The following is a 19,321-nucleotide window of genomic DNA, read 5'->3' as shown; positions in this document are numbered from 1 at the left end:
ATAAAATTAATACCTTTGTTTTATCTGAACAAATAACACTTGAAATGATGAAACAAACTTTTATCTCTATAGTTATATTTTTTTGCTTATTTTTTATAGGTTGTAAAAAAGATGTATCTATGAGTTTAATCGACAGAGCCGAATTGATATTGAATACAAACCCTGATAGCTCCCGTTTGCTATTGGATAGTATAGCTATTACGGATAATTTGAATGACGATGATTTAGCACGATGGTGTATGTTTTCCGGCAAAATAGCTGATACTCTTTTTACAGATTTACCCTATCCAACTCAATTGGAACGCGCTCAGAAATACTATCTTTCCCATGGAACTCCCGTTCAGCAGGCACAAATCACTTTATATTTAGGAAGAGCGTATGTAAACGATAAAGAATATGATAAGGTAATGCACACTTATCTATGGCCCCGGATATAGCTTTAAAGGCGAAAGACTATAATAGGGTAGGGTATATTTACAGCTATATGGGAGATTTGTATGATTTTCAGGGATCCTATTTATTAGGAAAAGACAAATATATAAAAGCAGCAAGTTATTTTTACCAAGCAAATAACCGACGAAGCTATGCTTTTGCTTTACGGGATGTAGGGAGAATGTATGTTTTTACAGATTCTAATGAGGTGGCTTTAGAATATATGAAAAGAGCTTATTATCTTGCTTCTGAATCGAATGATAGTATAGCTATGTCATCTATAGCCAATGGACTTGGTAATACATATAAAGTATTAGATGATTTAAAACTGGCTAAAGAATATTTATTGCAGTCTACAAACATTGAATAAAGAAGATAACGCTCCTAGCTACTTAGCTCTGTCTAATATATTTGTTAGCCAACATAATTTTGACAGTGCTCGTATCTGTTTACAATTAGCAAATATTCCAACATTAAATCTGTTTACTCCCGGAGATATTGTCTATCAGTATTATTTAATAGAGAAAGAGGAAAACAATCTGGAAAAGGCGATGGACTATGTTGATCAATATCTGCTTATTTCCGATTCAATCAGAACCATACAAAATAATATGAATCTGATAGATGCAGAAAAAAATATACTCAACAACAAACAGAAGCACTGAAAAGAATGTATGAAGAAAAGGAACAAGAAATAGAAGAGCATAAAAAACGAATTATTCTGCAGCAGAATGAATTATTAATGTCATCAGCGATTGCAAAAAAAGTCATTAAATTAGGAACTACATTAGTACCAAATGCAACTAAGTCTCCACTTACAGAAAAAGATTGGGAAAGAATAAGAGTTACAGTGAATGATATTTATTCAGGTTTGGGAAACAGATTATTACTTATGCATATGTCAGAAACCGAGCTAAGATATTGTTTTCTTTGCCTGTTCGGACAAGATATTAACAGTGAAGCAATTTTTTTGAATATTAATCCTGAATCAGTAAATAAATGTATTCAACGTGTACGTCAAAGACTCGGTATAATATGGAAAAACTACAATTTAGCTTCATATTTGGAATAAATAATATGTAATAATCAGTATATTAATATATTATGCATATTTAATAGATTCTTGTTGTCCTATCTTTTATTGTTAATCAATTGATTATCAATAGTAGCTTGTCCTATATATAATTAGTAAATTTGTTTGTTTTCTTTTTTATTCCTTTTACTTTCGTCTCAAATTTAAAATAGAAATATGTGAAAGTAGGTTAATATATACTAATAATCATGGCTTTATTGTATACTTCCTTGCTTTGGTAAAGAGGTTACAATGGAAGGATATTGGGATCATGGGCATAAATCAATTGCACTTAATTTACCCATATCTGTTTCTTTAGATGAAACAACAAACGAGCTATCTGTAACTTTTTCTTCGATGCAAGGAATTGAAGAAGGATCAACTATATCCATTACGGATGGGATGAATTTAGTGTATGGTTAAATTTAAAAAGAATAAAATGTCTTTTAGATATTATTTCAGATAAATTTTGTTAAATATATTATTTATGGAAAAGATTAAATGTATTAATACTATTTGTTTAATGTTATTGTCTTTATTTATATCATGTACGGAAATTGACAATAATAATAGTTTAGATAGTAATTCATATCAGAAAATAAAAATGACTAGTGAAGAATTACTTGCAATTAAAATTGCGAATGAAGGTACGGTTATTTCTCAAAGTGAGGCAATAAAAAAGGCCTATGCTTATTTGAATGAACCTACAACAAAGATATCAAGTAATATGGATTGTGATATATTGTGGATTAAACTTTCAAATAACCAAGTAAATACCCGTAGTCAAGATGTAAGTGTATCTGATAGTGTTCCATTATATTTGATAAAAGATGGCTCGGGAAATTCTGTTTTGATTTCAGGAGACGAGAGATTGCCAGAAATGTTGGCTCATTCAAAGGATAATATATCAATAGAAAAAAGAGGAACAGGTTTAGATGTCTTTTTGGAGGCTTTGCCAATTTATATAAATGATAAAATTATTGAATTTAATGCTAGATATGACTCATTATTGTCTGTTGCCCAAAGAAAAATTAATACTTTAAATGGCAATCTTAGTACAAAATCATCTCCTACAGCTTTCCAAAGAATAGTAACCGAATCTACTAATTGGAGTAATGTTTATTCGTATGGTCCATTTGTTTCTGTACGTTGGGGACAAGGTTATCCTTATAATACTGCTCTAGATAAAATAAACTGTGAAGGTTCAAATATCACCCCTTTTCTTGGCTGTGCAGCAGTCGCAGTATCCCAATTGTTAACTTACCATAAATATCCTTCTTCTATAGGAGGTTATTCTATAAATTGGAATGAAGCTACTAGATTAGCTAGCGCTTCAAATTTATCTTCAACATATCAAATGCAAATAGCAAATGTTATGAAAAGTGTAGCAATAGGTGTTCATACTAGTTTCGGATGTTCAGGTAGTGGCGTTAGTATGTCGGATATCAGTCCGTATTTATCTACGTTAGGATATCTGTCTGACGGATTTCAAAGTTATAATAATTGTTTCAAGTCTTAAGAATAATAGACCATTAATTATAACAGCATTTACTCCATCTCAAGATGGACATGGTTGGGTATTGGATGGTGCTAAAAAACAAGAGAGAACAGTAACTCATAAAATATATCAATACAATGGAAATGGTATTCCTCGTGATCCAATAGTTGCTTCTGAATGGACTTTGATTGATACAGAATATGGTAAAGAATATGCTGTATATGTACATTGTAATTATGGATGGGAAGGAGATTGTGATGGTTATTATATTGATGGAGTTTTTAATGTAAGACAACAATATGGGAAAGAATATTCTTTCGATAGAAAAATCAATATAATTCCGAATATAAGACATTGAAAAATATTAATAAACATATTATGAAACACTCTTTTATTAGTTTATTGTTAACAGGTAGCCTACTTGTGGCTTGCGATGGTACAGACAATGAAATAACGCCAACACCCGGACCGGAATCGCCTGGCGAGAAAGAAATATCAGCTACTCCGGTGGAAATAGATCTGAGTGACGCTGAAAAATCTGTTGTAGCAGATTGCAATGTTTTTGCGCTGAATCTGTTATCTGTGGTAAACGAGGCCAAGACGGCAGAAAGTGATAATATACTGCTTTCTCCTCTTAGCTTAAGTCAATTTTTATCGATGCTGGCAAATGGAGTAACAGGAGATTCTTATAAAGAAATTGTTGAAACGATGGGACTGCAAGCCTATTCACCTGAAGCGCTTAATGATTACAACCGGAAGATGATAGCCGGATTGAAAAAGGCGGATGAAGGAGTTGTTCTTGCATCGGCAAATTCGATCTGGAGTAATAAACAGATTGCATTGAAGGAGAATTTTGTTGAAACGGGCAAAGCATTCTATCAGGCCGAATGCCACTCGGTTGATTTTGACGATCCTTCAACTGTTGCTAATATGAACCAATGGTGCTCCGAACAGACAAATGGCAAAATAACAAAGATATTGGATCAAACCAATGGTTCAGATCTTTTATATATGGTCAATGCCTTGTATTTTAGTGCAAAGTGGAAGGATGAATTTGATAAGGAAAATACGAAGGAAGGAACTTTTGTTCAAAGCAACGGAAAACAACAAACAGTATCTTATATGAATCGCGAAGTGAATGAAAATTACTTTGCTAATGAATTGTTTGCTACAACAACGATCATGTACGGTAATAGAGCTTACTATATGCAACTTATTCTGCCTGCAGGGGATGTGTCGGTTCGGCAAGTGCTGGATAAATTGAAAGAGCCGGGATATTGGGCAGCATGCAAACAAAAGGAAAAGATTCATACAGTTCGTTTATCGTTGCCCCGGTTCAAGATCGATGACAATGAGATCGACGTAAAAGATTTCTTGGAAAAGCTTGGAATAAAGAAGATATTTAAGTCTTCTACTGACTTTTCGTTAATGACGGATGTAAACGCAGCTATTTCAATGATAAAGCAGAAAACTTATTTGTCTGTAGATGAGAAAGGTTCGGAAGCTGCTGCTGTTACCTATGGAGGATGGATTACCAGTCCGGGAACACCCATCCCTGTTGCTCCTGCTTTTGTAGCAAACAAGCCGTTTTTGTTTACTATCTGCGAGAGTTCAACTGATGCTATCTTGTTTATGGGAGAAGTGAACAGCTTGTAACAAATGTGTCCGGCTATACCGGATTTATCAGTTATTCGGTAGCTCTTTCTGTGGAGTGGATATATTTTAGGTTCTTCTGGCTATGTGGTGCTATATAGCTGAAAACTTCTGCATTAACCATAGTTTCGTCACCGGATCAGCTAAAAATACATGTTTGTTTTCGGTCTGTTTCTCAAACAGTGGCGTATTTTGATCGATCAAGTCTTGGTGCGCATTTGCAAAATCTTGCTCGGTTGCTGCTTGTTGCGTATGAATCCACAGCAGCCAATCATATCCCATGGGATGTAATACGTTGAAACCTTGTAATCTTTTAAAACGTGAATAAATATCAGAAGCAATATAACCGAGCGGATGACCTACATGTAACCCTGCACCGGAAGGGTAGGGGAACATATCCAATACATAATAATGACCTTTAGGTTTATTATTATCATTTTCTTTGACTTTATAAACCTCGTTGGCAATCTAGTACTTGTGCCATTTCTTCTCGATTTCTCTGAAATTGTATTCCATAATATGTTATCGTTTATTTATCTTTTTCTGTTTGAGGTCACAAAGTTAGTTATTTTATTTATTTAATATAGCCTATCTGTGTACGTGGTTTCGTTGCAGTAGATTTTTATTTCTTTAGAAAGAGTATCATTGGTAAGATAAATATGAGGTCGTTTTTTGTCAATTATACAGAAACTTATGATAACTTAGGCGGGTTATATATAAAATAACATATAAATTGAAATGCTATGAAATTTTTTATTGACACGGCCAACTTAGATCAAATAAGGGAAGCTAATGAATTAGGAGTATTGGATGGTGTGACAACTAATCCTTCGTTGATGGCCAAAGAAGGTATCAAAGGAGTAGTAAATCAACGAAAACATTATCTTCAGATCTGTGAAATAGTACATGGAGATGTAAGTGCCGAAGTTATTTCTACAGATTTTGAAGGAATGGTAAAGGAAGGAGAAGAACTTGCTTCTCTTCATTCTAACATTGTGGTAAAAGTTCCTTGTATAGAAGATGGTATTAAAGCTATAAAGTATTTTAGTGAAAGGGGAATACGAACAAATTGTACATTAGTCTTTTCTGTAGGACAAGCTTTGCTTGCTGCTAAAGCGGGAGCTACTTATGTGTCTCCGTTTGTGGGCAGATTAGATGATATTGCGAGTGACGGAATAGAATTGGTTCGCAAGATTGTGGAGATGTATACTTACTATGAATATGAAACGCAAGTTCTTGCAGCTTCTATTCGAAATACTCAACATATTATTCAGTGTGTGGAAGCGGGTGCCGATGTAGCTACCTGTCCTTTGGCAGCTATTAAAGGTCTGCTGAAACATCCGCTTACGGATAGTGGATTGGCTACTTTCCTTGCTGATTATAAACGCGTAAACGGATAATAATAAATAGAATTAACCTTATTCTAAAAAATGCTACCTTTGCATTCGTAACAAATGTCTAAAAATAAATGGCAGTGGCAAAGATAGTAGAGACCCCGTTGATGAAGCAGTATTTTGATGTAAAGGCAAAACATCCGGATGCAATTCTTTTATTTCGTGTAGGCGACTTTTATGAAATGTATGGAGAAGATGCGGTTGTAGGCTCCGAAATATTGGGAATTGTACAGACAAAACGGGCTAATGGGATTGGTCAGCATGTGGAAATGGCTGGTTTTCCTCATCATGCTTTAGATACATATCTTCCTAAATTGGTTCGTGCCGGTAAACGAGTGGCTATATGTGATCAGTTGGAAGATCCGAAAATGACTAAAAAATTGGTGAAACGTGGAGTTACCGAGCTGGTAACTCCAGGCGTTTCTATCAATGACAATATTTTAAATCATAAGGAAAATAATTTTTTAGCTGCCATTCATTTTAATAAAGATGTATGTGGTATAGCATTTTTAGATATATCTACAGGTGAATTTCTTACTGCAGAAGGTACGCCGGATTATATTGATAAGTTACTGAATAATTTTTCTCCCAAAGAAGTTTTGATTGAACGGAATAATAAAAAGCATTTTGAAGAATGTTTCGGTCCGCGTTTTTTTGTTTTCGAATTAGAGGACTGGATATTTACTCCTGAAGCGGCAGAAGATCGTTTGCTTAAACATTTTGAAACGAAAAATCTGAAAGGATTTGGTGTTCAGCATTTGAGATTTGGAGTAATAGCTTCGGGAGCAATTTTGTATTATCTTGATCAAACCCAACATACACATATTTCGCATATTACCTCTCTTTCGCGTATAGAAGAAGATCGTTATGTACGATTGGATAAGTTTACAGTTCGTAGCCTTGAACTGGCAGGTACCATGAATGATGAAGGTACAAGCTTGTTGGATATAATTGATAAAACAGTTTCTCCTATGGGTTCACGTATGCTTCGCCGTTGGATTTTATTTCCATTGAAAGATGTAAAACCTATTCAGGAGCGCCAGGATGTAGTGGAGCATTTTTTCCGTCATCCGGATTTGAAAGAGCTACTTGATACTCAATTGGAACAAATAGGAGATTTGGAACGTATTATCTCCAAAGTAGCTGTTGGACGTGTTTCTCCGCGTGAAGTTGTTCAATTAAAAGTCGCTTTACGTGCGATTGAGCCGATTAAAGAGGCTTGTATGGGAAGTGAAGAGCCTAGTTTATGCCGCATAGGAGAACAATTGAATGTGTGTGCTCTGATTCGGAATAGAATAGAGAAAGAGATAAATAACGATCCTCCATCATTAATTAATAAAGGAGGTATTATTGCCAAAGGTGTTAATGAAGAACTTGATGAACTTCGTTCTATTGCCTATTCGGGAAAAGATTATTTGTTGAAGATACAGCAGCGTGAGGTGGAGAAAACGGGTATACCAAGCCTTAAAATAGCCTTTAATAACGTTTTTGGCTATTATATAGAAGTGCGCAATACCCATAAGGATAAAGTACCGGCGGAATGGATCCGTAAACAGACTTTAGTAAATGCCGAGCGCTATATCACGGAAGAACTGAAAGAGTACGAAGAGAAAATACTGGGTGCGGAAGAAAAAATACTTTCATTGGAAAGTCGCCTTTTTAATGAACTGGTATTGGCATTGACAGAATATATACCGCCTATTCAGGTAAATGCAAATCTGATCGGACGGATAGATTGTTTATTATCTTTTGCAAAGGCTGCAGAATGTAATAAGTATATTCGCCCGATAGTAAATGATTCGGATGTCATTGATATCAAACAGGGACGTCATCCGGTAATTGAAAAGCAATTGCCGTTAGGAGAACCTTATATAGCAAATGATGTTTATCTGGATGATGAAAAACAACAGATCATTATTATTACGGGACCTAATATGGCCGGTAAATCAGCTTTGCTTCGCCAGACGGCATTAATAACATTAATGGCTCAGATTGGCTGTTTTGTACCTGCAGAACGTGCTTTGATCGGTATTGTTGATAAAATATTTACACGTGTGGGGGCTTCGGATAATATTTCTGTAGGTGAATCTACATTCATGGTGGAAATGAACGAAGCTGCCGATATTTTGAATAATCTTTCATCCCGTAGTTTGGTATTATTTGATGAATTGGGACGTGGTACAAGTACGTATGATGGAATTTCGATAGCATGGGCTATTGTCGAATATATTCATGAACATCCGAATACCCGTGCCAAAACTTTATTTGCTACCCATTATCATGAATTGAATGAAATGGAACGTTCTTTCAGGCGTATTAAAAACTACAATGTTTCGGTTAAAGAAGTGAGTAATAAAGTTATATTTTTACGTAAGTTGGTACCGGGTGGGAGTGAACATAGTTTTGGTATTCATGTAGCCAAAATGGCTGGTATGCCAAAAAGTATTGTTAAACGTTCCAATGAGATATTGAAACAATTGGAAACCGAAAATCGCCAGGATGGCATAAGCGGAAAACCGGTGAAAGAAATTGCTTCGGCTGCGGAAGGATACCAACTAAACTTTTTCCAATTGGATGATCCTGTTTTAAGCCAGGTGAGGGATGAGATTAAAAACTTGGATGTGAACAACCTTACCCCATTGGAAGCTTTGAATAAATTGAGCGAAATAAAGAAGATTATTACAGGAAAATAATTATGAAACAGGAATAGAAAATTGCTACAGAGACGGAATATCTGATCCGGAATTTTGCAGTAAATAGATAATATATGTTTTGTACCCGGATATAGTAGTATCTTTATCCGGGTATTTTTGAAAAGTTCCAGATTGATAAATAGTTTAATTATCTGTTATTTGTAGGAATAAAAGAGTCCTTATTATATTTAAAATGCCAATTTGTAATTGTCAGTTTTTCTAATACTATATCTTTTCCGTTAAATAGAAATTCATATAAATATTTGTGTCCTTTTTTCCATTGGGTTTGTTCCGGTATCAGATATTTATATGATTTTTCGTTAATGATAAAAAGTATTTCTATATCCCCTTTATTAATTGTCGGATGATCAGTAGGCATGACTAATATTTTATATTTTTCATATAATTCATGCTTTAAAGGAATAAAATGATCTGTTTTTAAAAGGGTTGATACATTAGATGAGTTGTTATAATAAGTAATATTTCCTGTTGTGACATCCAGTGTTCCTTTAGTGTGTAACATATTACCTCCGGCTTTATTACTGATTTGAATAGCGTTGAGTTTCTGCAAACCGGAAATATTTTTATTCAGTTTGATTTGAAATTCTATCAGCGATAAAGCATGCCGCATGGAAAGTAAAACATAAGGACAATAAATGTTTACAGGTTTATGTCCTTTTGCCAGTTTTCCATACATATAGTCTTTTGTTAATGAGGCTACAGGGGAAATATAAATAGGTATGTGTGTTGCTAGATGATTATTTTGATAAGGATGATAAGCATATATTTTTAGCATTTCAGTATCTTTCAGGTAAACCTCCGGGAGAAGTTTCCATTTTATAGCCTTGTCTGTAGAATTGATGGCCAAAGCTTTCACATTTTTGAATTTACAGTTTCCTGTACGTAAATCCTCTTTTTTCTCTGATGTGATGTAAAGTCCCATGGTTGAACCGGCAGAAAACTGTTCTGTAAGAGTAATAGACTTGGTCGAAAGAATTTTTGTAGTAATACAGAGCTTTTTCTGGTGCGTACCTTTGGTATAAGATGAAAGATTGTACTCATCAGAGCAACTGGTAATTATAGTCAGTAATAAGACTATTAATAATAATTTGTTCATTTTATTTGGGTTTTTCAGAACTTTTTACATTATAGTTAACATTTAAATGTGATCTATGTTTCTATCAAATAGTATGATAGACGGTTGTATATGTCGAATTGACGAATAAGAGCTTGAATAATAAGACTTATGTTTAAATGACTTTTTGATGACATTTTGTTAAAGTATGGATTGTCATTTAATTAAATTATGAAAATAACAAGTTTTTTGGTTGTAAATCGTAAATGTTTTGATTTTCTTGGTATAAGAACCGGCTTTGTCCAAGCTATAGTCAAATAGAAGAGTGTGTTGGCGATAAGTTGAGAGAGTGTGATAACCTAAAATTGAAAATATGGACAAAGCCGGTTTATGTAAACAACATTATTTTCCCGGAATCCAGTTGTCATTTGAAATTTTATCAAGCACTATAGATTTTCCGTCGAAAATCATTTGATATAGGTATTTATATCCTTTTTTCCACTTAGTTTCTGTAGGTATCTGGTATTTATAGGTTTTATTGTTAATTATAAATAATGCTTCAATGTCTCCTTTGAGAATGGTTTCGGAGGTTGGAATCACCATCAGTTGCACCGGACTAGAAAATGTTGTTGTTAGTTCTGTCGGACAAGCTAAAGTTAATCTGGTGGAAGCGTTTATGCCTGCCGAACCAGTGATTTTACCGGACACTATATCCATAGTTCCCTCGCTGTAAAAGCTTGTTCCTCCTGCTTTGTTGCCTAATTGAATGGCACTTAGCAGGTAACAATCTGTCTTTTTATTGAGCTTTACCTCAAAAGAAATAAGAGATAAGGCATGATTCATGGTTAACATAGCTATTGGAGATACGCTATTAACAGCTTTTTGCCCGGTTGCATGTGTACCATACATGTAATCATCGGTCTGGGAAGCATCCGGACAAATTTTTACAGGAATACGTGTTGCATCAAAATTGCTTTGAGACATATAAGGATAATAAGCATATACGGTTGTTTCTTCCTTATTAAGAAATATTTCAGGATCCTGTCTCCAAAACAATTTGTTGTTTTCCATGTTTGCTACTGCTTTTACATTTTTATAGTCGGTCATCTTACGATATACATTATTTACGTTACCGTCTGTTACATGCAACCCGATGACCGTATTATCTTTGAACTCTTGTATTAAATATGGAGCTTTTGTTGTTAATACAGTTGTATAAATATTTAGTGGCTTTTCTTTGGACCCAAGACGATCTGCAGGTATCAGATTGTTGTCTTCCGAACAACTGAAAATACCTATTGCCAGGATCATAAATAATAGTAACTTTTTCATTGTTTTATTCTATTTTTGCGTAATTGTTACGAATGCAAATTTCGGGTAGTCCAGATAAAAGGGAGGAGCAATAAATATAAATTGACGATGAAATGGTATAAAAAAGAATGGTTCAAATAATCTGGAAGCTTCATATTGTCTGATTAGAGTGCAAATCAAACATTTAATGGATTAATTTGTTTAAATAGCAAGAGGGAGTTACTATTATGTTGGATAAAATTCAATTCTTATTAAGTTTACAAATATTGGGGTTCTGCATTTTTGGAGGATTTACTTTATTGTTGAGAGCCCGTGATAACCGTGCAAAGCGTATTTTGGGATGGAGTATGTTTCTTTGGGCTTTTTTGGCAGCTGTTCGCATATCTGTGAATTTGTATGTAGATAATGCAAAAGAGGTATTTGATCCGGATATACTTTTTAGCGGCTGTTTGGTAAGTGCAAGCTTGGCTTGTTATGTGATAGAAGTTCTCCATCCTGGCTATTTGACTTTAAGACGTATTCTTTACTTTATTAGTCCTGTTTTTACGGGAGGTCTGGCTTTTTTTATTTACAGATTGTCCGGAGGTGAAATACATGTCTATTATACATTGGAAGATGTATTTATCCATTTTAATATAGATATGGTTTTAAGGATACTACTATTATTGTTTACACTGTTCTATATGGCTTTACCTATTTATCTTGTATTAAAATACAGCAAAGGGTTTACAAAGTATTTAAGTGAGAATGTTGCCGACCCGGAAGAATATGATCTGAATTGGCTAAAGAAAATTATGTTCATATTGGTTATTTTATATGTCTTTTATTTGATTCTTTTATTAACAGACAGACCTGTATTGTATGTAATAGATAAAGCGGTACTTCTTATAGTATGGTATTATTTCTTTTATAAAGCATTATTTCTTAAAGTCATTCATTTGGATCATTCTTTTGAAAAAGGTTGGGATATTCCCTATGATGAAGAAGAGGACGACGACCAACATTCAATACTGAGTAAACGTTATGTTGAAGAGGTGAATATCTGGTTTGAGAAGGAAAAGCCTTATTTAAGGGAAGATTTACGCCTTACAGACCTCCAACGCGTATTTCCGATCAGTCGTTCTTATTTGTCTCAATTATTCAATAAAGAATTGGGCTGTTCATTTTCCGATTATGTAAATGGGTTCAGGGTAGAAGAGAGTAAACGTTTGCTGGAAGCCGAGCCTATGACCAGTATCCAGGAGATAGCCGAACGTTCGGGTTTTCATTCAATAAGTACCTTCAGACGTGCATTTGTAAAGAGTACGGGTGTCATGCCGTCTGAATATAGAAAGTAATTGACATGGTTGGTTTCTTTTTCACTTCTATCATATAGCATCCGAAATGGCAGTTGCAGACTACCAATACATGTTCATAATTTGCCGGAAAGTTGCGGTTTCGTAGGGAAAGAGTAATCTTGCATAATATAAAGATAACAAAACAGGTCGATTAATATTTCCGTTATGATTTTTTAGAATCATAGTTATGGTTTGATGAAATCATAACTATGAATGAATATAAAAAAGAGGGGCAGTTCAAATTGTGAAGTGTGAAGTGCGCCCCTCTTTTGTATTGTTTTGCCGAGTTATCAGACGTTGAATCTGAAATGCATAATGTCGCCGTCCTGTACAACGTAGTCTTTGCCTTCCACACTCATTTTTCCGGCTTCCTTCACTGCGGCTTCCGATCCGTATGAAATATAGTCGTCGTACTTGATTACTTCTGCACGGATAAAACCTTTCTCAAAATCGGTATGGATAACACCGGCACATTGTGGGGCTTTCCATCCCTTTTCGAATGTCCAGGCACGTACTTCCTGTACGCCTGCAGTCAGGTAAGTCTGTAGGTTCAACAGGTGATAGGCGGCTTTGATCAGGCGGTTAACACCCGATTCTTCCAGGCCGATTTCCTGTAAGAACATTTGGCGTTCTTCATACGTTTCGAATTCAGCTATTTCGCTCTCGATTTTGGCTGCTACTACTAGTATTTCTGCATTTTCGTCTTTTACAGCTTCGCGTACGGCCTCTACATATTTGTTACCGTTTACGGCACTGGCTTCGTCTACATTGCAAACATACATAACCGGTTTGCTGGTTAGCAAGAACAGTTCGCGGGCAATCTTCTGTTCGTCTTTAGTCTCGAAAGTGACTGTGCGGGCACTTTTGCCTTGTTCTAGTGCTTCCTTGTATTTTAGAAGTACTTCGTAGGCCTGTTTAGCCTGCTTATCGCCACCTGTTTGAGCTTGTTTCTGTACTTTTGCGATACGGCTGTCAATGGTTTCCAAATCCTTTATTTGCAGTTCGGCGTCAATAATTTCCTTATCGCGTACAGGATCTACAGTACCATCTACATGTACAATATTTTCGTCGTCAAAGCAGCGCAATACATGAAGGATGGCATCAGTTTCGCGTATATTAGCCAGAAACTTGTTACCCAACCCTTCACCCTTGCTGGCTCCTTTTACGAGGCCGGCAATGTCTACGATTTCTACTGTGGTGGGAACTATCTGTTTCGGGTTGATCAGTTCCGCCAGTTTATTCAAACGTTCATCAGGAACGGTAATAACGCCTACATTCGGTTCTATTGTGCAAAACGGAAAGTTTGCCGATTGTGCTTTTGCATTTGATAAGCAGTTGAAAAGAGTAGATTTCCCTACATTGGGAAGACCTACGATACCACATTGTAATGCCATTTATTGTAATTTAATTATTTAATAATCTTGATCTGAGGCTGCAAATGTACAGATTATTTGTCAAAGTTCATCATAAGGAAAAGTGTGTTTCTTGGTGAAGGGAATGATGACAGATGATTTCCGTCCCTTACAAGAATCGATGCTTTATTCTGCATTCCTTTTTAGCCATTCTATTCTGCGCATATCCGGTAAATGTTTTACTTTGAAGTGTTCAAATTCTACATTGAAACCGCTTCCATCGGGACATGCAGCCATAAGACCTACCATTACAGGAGAGTTATCTTTTAACCATGCATTGCGCATTAACGTATAAGTTTTGTCATCAAATGAGTAAAATATTTCGACAGCATCCAGTCTTCTGATTGCTTTGATCCAGATATAGGGAATAGGTTTGTCTAATGTTATAACACTCCAATCGCTTGTTTTATGCGTAACGACAGTGCTCAGGTTGAATTTGCCGNCAAATGAGTAAAATATTTCGACAGCATCCAGTCTTCTGATTGCTTTGATCCAGATATAGGGAATAGGTTTGTCTAATGTTATAACACTCCAATCGCTTGTTTTATGCGTAACGACAGTGCTCAGGTTGAATTTGCCGTCTACAAATTCGATACCTGCTTTGATGTAGTTTTCGTGATCGATACGAAGCATCAGTCCTGCCTGGTCGAAACGCGCTTTATAGTTGCCTGTAATCTTTACTTTGGCTTCAAGTTCACCTCCGTAAACAGCATAATAGAAAGGAGCATCGTCTACAGTGAATCCATAATGGGAAATGCGCCAATAATCACTTTGAGGCGTAACGAACATAGACAAGGTATTATCTTTAATTTCCCATTGTTCCGGTTCATTGAACCATTGCATTTTCTCTAAAGTCTGTGCGTTTACCATTTGTATTGACAATATGGTTAGTACAGCCAGAATTATTTTTTCATATTGTATACTTATATAATTGTGTTGTTGTAATGATAATATTAATGTGCTTCCAGCCAGTTTGTGCCTTCTCCACAGTCTGCTATGAGAGGAACTTGAAGTTTGATAACACCCTCCATTTCTTCCAGTACGATTTGTTTTACTGTTTCTAATTCGTCTTTGTAGACGTTGAAGTTAAGTTCGTCATGTACCTGAAGGATCATTTTGCTTTTGAGTTTTTCTTTCTCAAAGCGGTTGAATATACGTATCATTGCCACCTTTATAATATCGGCTGCGCTTCCCTGGATAGGAGCGTTGATGGCATTTCGTTCGGCATAACCTCTGACAATAGCATTGTGGGAGGTTATGTCCGGCAAGAAACGTTTACGCTTGAAGATTGTTTCTACGTATCCTTTTTCTTTCGCATTGGCAATACTTTCATCCATGTATTCTCTTATACGGGGATAGCTCTGGAAATAACCGTCAATCAGTTCTTTTGCTTCCGCACGCGGAATGTTTAGTCTTTCTGATAGACCGAAAATGGAAATTCCATAGATAATACCGAAGTTGGCTGTTTTTGCTTTGCGGCGCATATCGCTGGTAACTTCTTCAAGGGGAACTCCGTATATTTTAGCGGCCGTAGCAGCATGAATATCAGCTCCGCTGCAGAAAGCATCAATCATGTGCTGATCGTTGCTTAAATGGGCCATAATACGTAATTCGATCTGTGAATAATCGGCAGAAAAGAAAATACAGTTCGTATTATCCGCGGTAAAGGCCTTGCGGATTTCACGTCCCAACTCGTCGCGAACCGGTATGTTCTGGAGATTTGGGTTGGTGGAACTAAGGCGCCCTGTAGCTGTTACTGCCTGATTATAGGATGTATGTATTTTCCCTGATGTGGGCCTGATTAGCTCGGGTAGGGCGTCTATATAAGTACTAAGTAGCTTTTTCAGTCCCCGGTATTCAAGTAATTTACCTATGATAGGGTGCTTACCACGCATCTTTTCCAATATATCCTCGCTGGTGCTGTAGTTACCGGTTTTTGTCTTCTTTGCCTTTTCTTCTATTTTCAGATGGTCGAAAAGGATTTCACCTACCTGACGGGCAGAGTTAATGTTGAACTTTTTGCCTGCCATTTCATATATTTCCTTTTCCAATGCTACCATGACAATAGAAAGCTCTTCCGAAGATTGCTTTAATGCGATGGTGTCTATCGTTACTCCTGTTGCTTCCATATCTGTTAATACATATATTAGAGGCATTTCTATATCGTAAAATAATGAGTCGATACCTTCCTTTTTTAGCTCGGGAGCAAAATAGTTGCGGAGTTTAAGTGTAACGTCAGCATCTTCGGCTGCGTATTCGGATATTTTGGAGAGAGGGACGTCACGCATGGATAGCTGCTTCTTGCCTCTTGTACCTATCAGTTCTTCAATGGGGATCGGTTTATATTTGAGATAGGTCTCTGCCAGATAATCCATGCCGTGGCGCAATTCCGGATTTAATAAGTAGTGGGCTATCATTGTATCGAATAACGGACCGGCTACTTTTACTCTGTATTTTCGAAGTACCAGAATATCGAATTTGATATTTTGTCCTATCTTTTGTATTTTTTCATTTTCCAGGGCAGGGGAGAAGCGGCTTACTACTTTATCAGCTTCAATAGAATTTTCCGGAACAGGGACATACCATGCCTCATTTTCTTTTACTGCGAACGACATGCCTACCAGCCCGGCGTTTAGAGGATCGATATTATCTGTTTCCGTGTCAAATGCGAAAAATTCCTGATTCTCTAAAAAGCTTGCTAAATCGTTTTGTTTTTGCTCTGTATCAGCAATATAATACTTATGGGAGGTTGATCTTAAGTCTGCGAGAGTTGAATATTTTGAAGCATTCGTAGTCTCGACTTCAAATAAGCCAAAGAGATCGCCTTGAAGAGGTTGTTTTGGTAAAGGTTTTTTAACTTCTTCGGAAAGTTTGTTGATAAAGGTCCTAAATTCCAGTTCGGTGTATATTTTCGTCAGTTGTTCTACATCCGGTTTTTCGCGAATATATAGATTTGCATCAAATTGAATGGGAACATCCGTTTTAATTGTTGCCAGGAATTTTGAGAAACGAATTTGCTCTGCATTTTCTTCCACCTTTATTCTTTGTGCACCTTTTAGCTTGTCGGTATTGGCAAGCAGGTTTTCTATAGTACCAAATTCGGTAAGCAGTTTTTGGGCAGTCTTTTCTCCAACGCCCGGACATCCGGGAATATTATCCGATGTATCTCCCATGAGCCCCAGCAAATCAATGACCTGTTCAGTAGAAGTGAGCCCGTATTTATTTAACACTTCTGGCACTCCCATTATTTCGTAGTCGCCTCCAAAACGGGGACGGTACATGAAAATGTGATCTTCTACCAGTTGTCCATAATCTTTGTCCGGTGTCATCATATATACATCGAAGTCTTCTTTGGCTGCTTGTTTGGCAATTGTTCCTATTACATCGTCTGCTTCATAACCGGCTACTTCCAGGATCGGAATATTGTATGCCTTGATTATATTCTTAATGATGGGCACAGACTGCTTGATTACTTCTGGCGTTTCTTCCCGTTGCGCTTTGTATTGTTCGTAAGCTTCGTGCCGGAACGTAGGTCCGTGTGGGTCGAATGCTACTGCTATGTGGGTTGGGTTTTCACGCTTCAAAACATCTTCGAGACTATTTATAAAACCGAAAATAGCGGAGGTATTAACTCCCTTGGAATTAATGCGCGGAATCTTTATGAAAGCGTAATACGACCGATAAATCAATGCGTATGCATCTATGAGGAATAACTTCATTGCTTTTAACACGTTTTAGTGGGACAAAATCTTGGTAAATGTACGAAAAAAGTCGCTTACTCGATAGTTTTTGTTACTTTTGCGAATCTTTGAACAGATTATGGATGATATAAGGAAAATAGCAGAACCAGTTGCGACCGAGTTTAAACAATTTAATGATGACTTTGCCGCTTCACTATGCAGTGAAACCCGCCGTTTGCAGTCGGCTATTGATACAATATTGAATTCTACCGGTAAGCATGTTCGCCCTTTACTTGTGCTTCTTGCTGCCAAGGCTTGCGGACAAGTAAACGAAAACACGATTAACTCTGCTGTTTTACTGGAGCTGCTCCACACGGCAACCCTTATTCATGACGATGTAATAGATGAAACGAAACAACGTAGGGGAGTGCCGTCATTGAATGCAATTTTTGACAACCGCATATCTGTACTTGTAGGCGATTATGTTCTTTCTACGGCCTTGATCCGTTCTATCCAAACCGGTGATCTTCGTATAATCGGCATTGTCTCTAACCTTGGACGCGACTTGTCGGAGGGGGAAATCAAACAGCTCGAAACTGCCGAAGAGAGTATACTGGATGAAGCTTGCTACATGCAGGTTATTAAAAAGAAAACGGCAACTTTACTTTCTGCCTGTACCGAAATCGGTGCAATTTCTTCCGGTGCATCCGCTGAAACCATATCAATTTGTCGTCGTTTTGGTGAATATCTGGGCTATTGTTTCCAGATTAAGGATGATATATTCGACTATTTTAAAGAAGCTAATATAGGAAAACCTACAGGTAACGATATCCGCGAAGGAAAGGTTACATTGCCTTTATTGTATGCTTTGCGGACAAATGAAAAAGAAGCTGCTCCTTATTTAAGGATAATCTCATCAAAGGATTTTTCTGCGGAAAACATAGATGCTTTGATCGATTTTGCTAAAGTAAACGGTGGCATTGAATATGCCGGAAAACGCATGAAGGAGTTTCATGAAAAGGCTATTTCCGTTCTGGATGAACTACCTGAATCAGCAGCCCGCGACGGGTTATTCCTTTTGGCCGATTATGTGATGAATCGAAAAAAATAAAATCAATCTTCTTTAGTTTACTTATTTATGAGGCAAAAATTATTTGTAGGGCTAATAATATGCCTGTTTTGTTCCCAATTAATAAAGGCACAAGGAATAGATGTACGTGCCGGTCTGAATCTCTCTACTTATCTGAATGCTGAAGGATCGCGTATAAGGCCGGGAGCAAATCTGGGTATCCTGGGAGATATTAAGCTAAGCCGTTATTTTCATTTGCAACCCGGACTTTTGCTGAATGGACGTGGGGCAAATACTAAAGTTTATTCAGGAATCAAAGGGTCTGTTACCGGTTACTGGCTGGATATTCCTCTTTATGCTTCTTTCCGCATACCATGTGCTACTAATACCGTTCTCAGAATTAATGCGGGCCCTTATTATGGAGTCGGATTATTCGGTAAAACAACGGTGAAAATGGATGGTATATCCGTGTCGGTTAATACCTTTGGAAAACCGGATAATGATTATATCCGTGGAGAAGTTGCTACCCGCCAGGATTTAGGTGTTGCCCTGGAACTTGGTGTTGAATATGGTCAGTATTTGGCTTCCTTGTGTTACATGCAAGGTTGTACGGATAATCTGAGTGCAGAAGGCACAAAAAATTTCCTGCTCTCTCTATCGGTTGGATATAAGTTCCGGTTCGGAAAGAAATAAGA

Annotated in this window: 19 protein-coding genes; 13 read left to right on the top strand and 6 right to left on the bottom strand. The window is 36.6% G+C overall.

Annotation, left to right across the window (positions count from 1 at the left end):
* The first annotated feature begins 119 nt into the window (after positions 1 to 119).
* The 8 genes from CTY47_RS17415 to CTY47_RS10920 all read left to right on the top strand — a co-directional run bounded on the left by CTY47_RS17415 (position 120) and on the right by CTY47_RS10920 (position 4,658).
* The gene (locus CTY47_RS17415) at positions 120 to 437 is read left to right on the top strand and encodes a hypothetical protein (RefSeq protein WP_233202152.1); all 318 of its coding nucleotides are present in this window, start codon (positions 120 to 122) and stop codon (positions 435 to 437) included.
* Positions 438 to 484: 47 nt separating this feature from the next.
* On the top strand, positions 485 to 802 hold the full coding sequence (locus CTY47_RS17410; protein ID WP_233202151.1) for a hypothetical protein: 318 nt from the start codon (positions 485 to 487) through the stop codon (positions 800 to 802).
* The gene (locus CTY47_RS17405; RefSeq protein ID WP_233202150.1) at positions 795 to 1,097 is read left to right on the top strand and encodes a hypothetical protein; all 303 of its coding nucleotides are present in this window, start codon (positions 795 to 797) and stop codon (positions 1,095 to 1,097) included. Before CTY47_RS17410 ends, CTY47_RS17405 begins: the two co-directional genes overlap by 8 nt.
* Positions 1,098 to 1,102: 5 nt before the next feature.
* Complete coding sequence (locus CTY47_RS17400; protein ID WP_233202149.1) at positions 1,103 to 1,504, top strand: hypothetical protein; 402 nt, start codon at positions 1,103 to 1,105, stop codon at positions 1,502 to 1,504.
* A 252-nt stretch (positions 1,505 to 1,756) separates the two neighbouring features.
* The gene (locus tag CTY47_RS16915; RefSeq protein WP_158228530.1) at positions 1,757 to 1,927 is read left to right on the top strand and encodes a hypothetical protein; all 171 of its coding nucleotides are present in this window, start codon (positions 1,757 to 1,759) and stop codon (positions 1,925 to 1,927) included.
* Positions 1,928 to 1,991: 64 nt separating this feature from the next.
* Positions 1,992 to 3,023 carry a C10 family peptidase gene (locus CTY47_RS17550; RefSeq protein ID WP_099464778.1) on the top strand — a complete coding sequence of 344 codons (1,032 nt, stop codon included), beginning with the start codon at positions 1,992 to 1,994 and terminating at the stop codon, positions 3,021 to 3,023.
* Complete coding sequence (locus CTY47_RS17545; protein ID WP_099464777.1) at positions 2,977 to 3,360, top strand: C10 family peptidase; 384 nt, start codon at positions 2,977 to 2,979, stop codon at positions 3,358 to 3,360. The genes CTY47_RS17550 and CTY47_RS17545 overlap by 47 nt, the downstream gene beginning before the upstream one ends.
* 20 nt (positions 3,361 to 3,380) lie before the next feature.
* Positions 3,381 to 4,658: a serpin family protein gene (locus CTY47_RS10920; RefSeq protein ID WP_099464776.1), complete on the top strand. Its 1,278-nt coding sequence runs from the start codon at positions 3,381 to 3,383 to the stop codon at positions 4,656 to 4,658.
* A 90-nt stretch (positions 4,659 to 4,748) separates the two neighbouring features.
* Here CTY47_RS10920 and CTY47_RS17390 read toward each other — a convergent pair whose 3' ends face one another.
* Complete coding sequence (locus CTY47_RS17390) at positions 4,749 to 5,123, bottom strand: class I tRNA ligase family protein (RefSeq protein WP_233202161.1); 375 nt, start codon at positions 5,121 to 5,123, stop codon at positions 4,749 to 4,751.
* 275 nt (positions 5,124 to 5,398) lie between these two features.
* Between CTY47_RS17390 and fsa the strand changes: the two genes are divergently transcribed.
* Both fsa and mutS read left to right on the top strand, forming a co-directional pair.
* Positions 5,399 to 6,055: a fructose-6-phosphate aldolase gene (fsa, locus tag CTY47_RS10910; RefSeq protein WP_099464775.1), complete on the top strand. Its 657-nt coding sequence runs from the start codon at positions 5,399 to 5,401 to the stop codon at positions 6,053 to 6,055.
* 101 nt (positions 6,056 to 6,156) lie between these two features.
* Positions 6,157 to 8,742: a DNA mismatch repair protein MutS gene (gene mutS / locus CTY47_RS10905; protein WP_394340716.1), complete on the top strand. Its 2,586-nt coding sequence runs from the start codon at positions 6,157 to 6,159 to the stop codon at positions 8,740 to 8,742.
* Positions 8,743 to 8,890: 148 nt separating this feature from the next.
* On the opposite strand, the gene CTY47_RS10900 is transcribed toward mutS, so the two are convergent.
* Positions 8,891 to 9,859, bottom strand: coding sequence for a fimbrillin family protein (locus CTY47_RS10900; RefSeq protein WP_099464774.1), 969 nt, complete (start codon positions 9,857 to 9,859; stop codon positions 8,891 to 8,893).
* Positions 9,860 to 10,219: 360 nt separating this feature from the next.
* Complete coding sequence (locus tag CTY47_RS10895; RefSeq protein WP_099464773.1) at positions 10,220 to 11,149, bottom strand: fimbrillin family protein; 930 nt, start codon at positions 11,147 to 11,149, stop codon at positions 10,220 to 10,222.
* A gap of 206 nt (positions 11,150 to 11,355) precedes the next feature.
* Here CTY47_RS10895 and CTY47_RS10890 point away from each other — a divergent pair, with 206 nt between their 5' ends.
* Entirely contained in the window at positions 11,356 to 12,465 is a 1,110-nt protein-coding gene (locus CTY47_RS10890; RefSeq protein WP_099464772.1) for an AraC family transcriptional regulator, read from the top strand.
* Positions 12,466 to 12,755: 290 nt separating this feature from the next.
* Here CTY47_RS10890 and ychF read toward each other — a convergent pair whose 3' ends face one another.
* The 3 genes from ychF to polA form a co-directional block, all read right to left on the bottom strand.
* Entirely contained in the window at positions 12,756 to 13,859 is a 1,104-nt protein-coding gene (ychF, locus tag CTY47_RS10885; protein ID WP_099464771.1) for a redox-regulated ATPase YchF, read from the bottom strand.
* Between the two features lie 144 nt (positions 13,860 to 14,003).
* Positions 14,004 to 14,747: a DUF1349 domain-containing protein gene (locus tag CTY47_RS10880; RefSeq protein WP_099464770.1), complete on the bottom strand. Its 744-nt coding sequence runs from the start codon at positions 14,745 to 14,747 to the stop codon at positions 14,004 to 14,006.
* Between the two features lie 83 nt (positions 14,748 to 14,830).
* Positions 14,831 to 17,596 carry a DNA polymerase I gene (gene polA, locus CTY47_RS10875; protein WP_099464769.1) on the bottom strand — a complete coding sequence of 922 codons (2,766 nt, stop codon included), beginning with the start codon at positions 17,594 to 17,596 and terminating at the stop codon, positions 14,831 to 14,833.
* 100 nt (positions 17,597 to 17,696) lie between these two features.
* Between polA and CTY47_RS10870 the strand changes: the two genes are divergently transcribed.
* Both CTY47_RS10870 and CTY47_RS10865 read left to right on the top strand, forming a co-directional pair.
* Positions 17,697 to 18,668 (top strand): polyprenyl synthetase family protein, encoded by a 972-nt coding sequence (locus CTY47_RS10870; protein ID WP_099464768.1) that lies wholly within the window; start codon positions 17,697 to 17,699, stop codon positions 18,666 to 18,668.
* A 27-nt stretch (positions 18,669 to 18,695) separates the two neighbouring features.
* Positions 18,696 to 19,319: a porin family protein gene (locus CTY47_RS10865; RefSeq protein ID WP_099464767.1), complete on the top strand. Its 624-nt coding sequence runs from the start codon at positions 18,696 to 18,698 to the stop codon at positions 19,317 to 19,319.
* Positions 19,320 to 19,321 lie beyond the last annotated feature (2 nt).

The sequence above is a fragment of the Parabacteroides provencensis genome (genome assembly GCF_900232875.1).
Classification (GTDB): Bacteria; Bacteroidota; Bacteroidia; order Bacteroidales; family Tannerellaceae; genus Parabacteroides; species Parabacteroides chinchillae.
The sequence above is the reverse complement of the archived record's forward strand: the minus strand, read 5'-3'. Positions and strand labels throughout refer to the sequence as shown.

Coding starts and splice junctions, on each gene's coding strand:
- CTY47_RS10865 (WP_099464767.1), top strand. CDS start 18,696: ATGAGGCAAAAATTATTTGTAGGGCTAATAATATGCCTGTTTTGTTCC.
- CTY47_RS10890 (WP_099464772.1), top strand. CDS start 11,356: ATGTTGGATAAAATTCAATTCTTATTAAGTTTACAAATATTGGGGTTC.
- polA (WP_099464769.1), bottom strand. CDS start 17,596: ATGAAGTTATTCCTCATAGATGCATACGCATTGATTTATCGGTCGTAT.
- CTY47_RS10920 (WP_099464776.1), top strand. CDS start 3,381: ATGAAACACTCTTTTATTAGTTTATTGTTAACAGGTAGCCTACTTGTG.
- CTY47_RS17400 (WP_233202149.1), top strand. CDS start 1,103: ATGTATGAAGAAAAGGAACAAGAAATAGAAGAGCATAAAAAACGAATT.
- fsa (WP_099464775.1), top strand. CDS start 5,399: ATGAAATTTTTTATTGACACGGCCAACTTAGATCAAATAAGGGAAGCT.
- CTY47_RS10900 (WP_099464774.1), bottom strand. CDS start 9,859: ATGAACAAATTATTATTAATAGTCTTATTACTGACTATAATTACCAGT.
- ychF (WP_099464771.1), bottom strand. CDS start 13,859: ATGGCATTACAATGTGGTATCGTAGGTCTTCCCAATGTAGGGAAATCT.
- CTY47_RS17410 (WP_233202151.1), top strand. CDS start 485: ATGGGAGATTTGTATGATTTTCAGGGATCCTATTTATTAGGAAAAGAC.
- CTY47_RS17415 (WP_233202152.1), top strand. CDS start 120: ATGAGTTTAATCGACAGAGCCGAATTGATATTGAATACAAACCCTGAT.
- CTY47_RS17550 (WP_099464778.1), top strand. CDS start 1,992: ATGGAAAAGATTAAATGTATTAATACTATTTGTTTAATGTTATTGTCT.
- CTY47_RS10870 (WP_099464768.1), top strand. CDS start 17,697: ATGGATGATATAAGGAAAATAGCAGAACCAGTTGCGACCGAGTTTAAA.
- mutS (WP_394340716.1), top strand. CDS start 6,157: ATGAAGCAGTATTTTGATGTAAAGGCAAAACATCCGGATGCAATTCTT.
- CTY47_RS10895 (WP_099464773.1), bottom strand. CDS start 11,149: ATGAAAAAGTTACTATTATTTATGATCCTGGCAATAGGTATTTTCAGT.
- CTY47_RS16915 (WP_158228530.1), top strand. CDS start 1,757: ATGGAAGGATATTGGGATCATGGGCATAAATCAATTGCACTTAATTTA.